Genomic DNA, 3,932 nt, shown 5'->3' with positions numbered 1-3,932 from the left:
CGCTTACTGGGAAGGCAAGGCCCCGGTCGGCTATATCGGTGAACCCGCGGACGTTGCCGGCCCGGCGCTGTTCCTGGCCTCCGACGAAGCGCGCTTCGTCAACGGCATGGGCTGGCGAATCTGTGGCGGGGCGATGGCGCGATTCTAGGCGGCCGCCTTTGCCGACGGGCGAACGCAGACGAGGGCAACAGGCCGCGCGATGAGGCGCCATCCCGGTTTCAACGAAGCCGCTTGTGCATCACGATCAGGGGCACGCGGACGTCGCCAACCGGGTCCGACGTGATGCGCTCGACCTCTTCATAGCCGGCGGCGCGATAGAGCGGCTCGCCCGACAGGGTGGCGACCATCATGGCCCTGGCAAAGCCGGCGTCGCGTGCCGCTGTCTCGCCAAGGTCGAGGATGAGTCGCCCGATCCCGCGGCGGACGTGGTCCGGATGGGTGTACATGGCGCGAATGCGAGCTGCGTCGCGCGTCGGATCGAGCGGGGCCGCGTCGCGCACGACCTGGCTCTGGTCGCCGCCATGGGTTGTCGCGCGAAAGCTCCACCCGCCGCAGCCGACAACCTGGCCCTCTTCCTCGATAACAAAGTAAGTGCGATCGGCGATGAGTTGCGTATCGAGGCCCATCGTCGTGCCGCTGACGGCGAGCTCGGCGGGCGAGAGGTAGGGGCGCTGGTTGACCTCGATCGCCAACGCCATCAGCGCGCGCAATGCTTCGAGATCGGCTTCGTCGGCCAGGCGATGAGAGAGCATCGGCGTAGTGTGTGCAGCCAAGTGCAAAAATGCAACGCCTGCGCAACAAACGGTCGGTGAATGATGTCCCGATCTTGACCGGATCGCGCAAATCTCCAATTTGTGCGGGAGAAGCGCTGGGGAGGCGTTGGGGGAACTTTCATGCACAAGCATTCGCACGGGCTCCGCGCAGCCATTCTTTCGTCGACCGCCTTGATCGGTTTGCTAGCCATTCCTGGAGCAGCCTTGGCACAAGACGCCACCGCTGCGGCCGTTCAGCCACAGGTCGCCGAAACCAAGGCGGTCGGTGAGGAAATCATCGTGCTGGGCACGCGTCGGACCGACCGCACGGTGACGAATTCGGCGTCGCCGATCGACATCATCAGCGCGGCTGAGTTGAAGTCGCAGCCGACCGGTAACATCCTTGATTCGCTCAAGAATATCATCCCGTCTTTCTTCTCCAGCACGAACTCGATCGCCGATGCGTCGAGCCTGGTGCGCGCGCCGTCGCTGCGCGGCCTGCCCTCGGACGAAGTGCTGGTTCAGCTCAATGGCAAGCGCTTCAACCGCTCGGCGCTGGTCCAGGTTTATGCCGGTGGCGACACCGGTCTGTCATTCGGTTCGCAGGGGTCGGACATGTCGTCGATCCCGTCGATCGGCATCAAGAGCCTTCAGGTCCTTCGTGACGGCGCCACGGCGCAATATGGCTCGGACGCGATTGCGGGCGTGCTCAACTATGGGCTGCGCGACGATCAGGGGATCGAACTCGAAGGCCGCTACGGCCAGAATTTCGACCACAAGGACGGCAAGAGCTATCAGATCGCGGGCGATGCCGGGGTCAAGGGCGACTGGGGCTTCATCAACCTGGCCGGCGAATATAACCATGACGGTCAGAGCAGCCGCGGCGCGACCCGTCCGACCGCCGTTGCCTTTGCCGCCGAAAATCCGACGCTGGCCAGCCAGCTGCCCAACTACCCGCTGCCCGCCCAGATCTGGGGCTCGTCGCCGAGCCATGGCTTCAAGTTCCTGCTCAACTCGGCGATCAACGTCACCCCCGACAGCAAAATCTACCTGTTCGCCAACTTCGCCAAGAACCACGTCGACGAGAGCTTCAACTTCCGCTCCTCGCTGCTCGGCTCGCGGCCGTTCACCACGACAGCTGGCGGCACCAACAATCTGGGCGGACGCTCGTTCTTCCAGCACCCCTATTATAACATGCCCTGCCCGACCGGCAGCGCGACCTGCACAGCGGGTGGCTATGTGCTCGACACCAACACGTTCCAGCTGAGCTCGATCTACCCGGCCGGCTTCACGCCGCGCTTTGTCGGCAACAGCAAGCAGGAATATGGCACCATCGGTTACAAGGGCAGCGCTGGCGCATTCCGCTACGATCTGTCGACCTCGCTGAGCAAGAACACCCTCGACCTGTCGATGTATAGCTCGTTCAGCCCGTCCTACGGCGCTGCCTCGCAGACCAGCTTCAAGTTCGGCAAACAGATCCAGAAGGAATTCGATGCCAACCTCGACCTGAGCTACGAAGTCGAGGCCGGCCTCGCCAGCCCGGTGACTATTTCCGGGGGCGCTGAGTATCGCAAGGAGACGTTCACCGCGACTCCGGGCGATCCGCAGAGCTATGGCGCGGGTCCTTATGCCGCTGCGCATCCGCTCTTCATTCAGACTTCGCCCGGCGTTTACGCTCCGACCGGCACCTTCACCGCGACCGAGAGCCCGGCGGCGAGCGGCTATGGCGGCACCAGCCCGACCTATGCCGGAACTCACTCCGAGAGGAGCTATGGCGTCTATGGCGATATCGAAGCCGACCTCACCAAGGCGTGGAGCGTCGGCGTTGCCGGTCGCTACGAGAATTATAAATCGTCCGGCAGCGCATTCGTCTACAAGGTAAACTCGATTTACAAGTTGAACGATGCGATCTCGATCCGCGGCACGATCGGGACCGGCTTCCATGCCCCGTCGCCCGGCCAGAACAACACGCAGGTCCTCTCGACCACCTTCTTCCAGGGCAACTCGCTGCAGATCGGCACCTTCCCGGTGACAAGCAGCATTGCCCAATTCTATGGCGCCAGGCCGCTCCGTCCGGAGAAGTCGAAGAATTATGGTGCCGGCGTTGTCCTGAAGCCCGCAACCGGGCTGACGGTGACGATCGACGCCTACAAGATCGACGTGAAGAACCGCATCTTCATCTCGCAAAACTACACGGTGACTCAGGCCAACATCAACACGCTGCCGGAACTGGCATCGGTCGGTGTCGGCGGCGCGGTTCAGTATTTCACCAACTCGTTCGATACCTCGACCAAGGGCATCGATTTCGTCGGGACGTACCGCACCGGTTTCGTCGATGGAAATCTCAACCTCACGCTCGCCTACAATTATAACAAGAGCAAGGTGACCAAGACCGACGGCACGATCAGCGATTCGCAGATCATCGATATCGGCGGACTCGCGCCACATCATCGGGCAACCCTGTCCGCTGGTTGGGTCAAGGGGCCGCTGGCTATCAACGCCCGCGAAAACTACTACAGCTCATGGGTCGATGCCGAGGATTATCCGTTCCGCGATGGCACGGGTAAGGTCATCGCCGGGCAGCGGTTCGGGTCGAAATTCACGACCGACCTCGACGTCAGCTACACCTTTGCTCGCCGCTTCACCTTGACGCTCGGCGCGACGAATATCTTCAACACCTACCCTGACAAGATCCAGGCGTCGCCCGACAACCCCATCTACACGCTGACCAACAGCCTGTCCGACGGCCAGATCTATCCGCGCAGCGGCGGGCCGTTCGGAATCAATGGCGGCTTCTGGTACGCCAAGGTGAAGATCAAATATTGATCGGCAGCCACGAACGAATGCCAAGGGGAGGGTTTCGGCCCTCCCCTTTTTTTGTCCCTATTCCGTCGCCAGTTCGCATTCCATGACGACGATGTGGGCGGGCGCTGAAAGGCGACGAGGCGACGAAGCGACCCGGGCGGATCGCCTCGCTTTGCTCGCAATGACGGTCAGTCGCGCAGCAGCTCGTTAATGCTGGTCTTGCTGCGGGTCTTCTCGTCGACGCGCTTGACGATGACCGCGCAGGCGAGGCTCGGCCCGCCGTTGGCGCTTGGCAGCGTGCCGGGGACGACCACTGAGTAGGCGGGCACCCGACCGTACATCACCTCGCCCGTCGCGCGGTCGACGATCTTGGTC

Annotated in this window: 3 protein-coding genes and 1 pseudogene; 2 read left to right on the top strand and 2 right to left on the bottom strand. The window is 62.6% G+C overall.

The genetic code is table 11. From position 1 onward, the window contains the following. Positions 1 to 148 (top strand): SDR family oxidoreductase (locus Q0R27_RS06760; RefSeq protein ID WP_293942655.1); only part of this gene is annotated, 148 nt, incomplete at its 5' end. 70 nt (positions 149 to 218) lie between these two features. On the opposite strand, the gene Q0R27_RS06755 is transcribed toward Q0R27_RS06760, so the two are convergent. Next, on the bottom strand, positions 219 to 752 hold the full coding sequence (locus Q0R27_RS06755; RefSeq protein ID WP_293942653.1) for a GNAT family N-acetyltransferase: 534 nt from the start codon (positions 750 to 752) through the stop codon (positions 219 to 221). 225 nt (positions 753 to 977) lie between these two features. On the opposite strand from Q0R27_RS06755, the gene Q0R27_RS06750 reads away from it, so the two are divergent. Continuing rightward, a complete protein-coding gene (locus Q0R27_RS06750; RefSeq protein WP_293942651.1) occupies positions 978 to 3,578 on the top strand; it encodes a TonB-dependent receptor in 2,601 nt (866 codons plus the stop codon). 167 nt (positions 3,579 to 3,745) lie between these two features. Here Q0R27_RS06750 and Q0R27_RS06745 read toward each other — a convergent pair. Further along, positions 3,746 to 3,932 (bottom strand): annotated as a pseudogene (locus Q0R27_RS06745) (2,3,4,5-tetrahydropyridine-2,6-dicarboxylate N-succinyltransferase); the annotation flags it as partial.

It is taken from the genome of Sphingomonas sp., from assembly GCF_025362505.1.
In the GTDB taxonomy this organism is placed as follows: domain Bacteria; phylum Pseudomonadota; class Alphaproteobacteria; order Sphingomonadales; family Sphingomonadaceae; genus Sphingomicrobium.
The sequence above is the reverse complement of the archived record's forward strand: the minus strand, read 5'-3'. Positions and strand labels throughout refer to the sequence as shown.

Bases quoted from the DNA above. Each gene is read 5' to 3' on its own strand.
- Q0R27_RS06755 (WP_293942653.1), bottom strand. From the start codon at position 752: ATGCTCTCTCATCGCCTGGCCGACGAAGCCGATCTCGAAGCATTGCGC.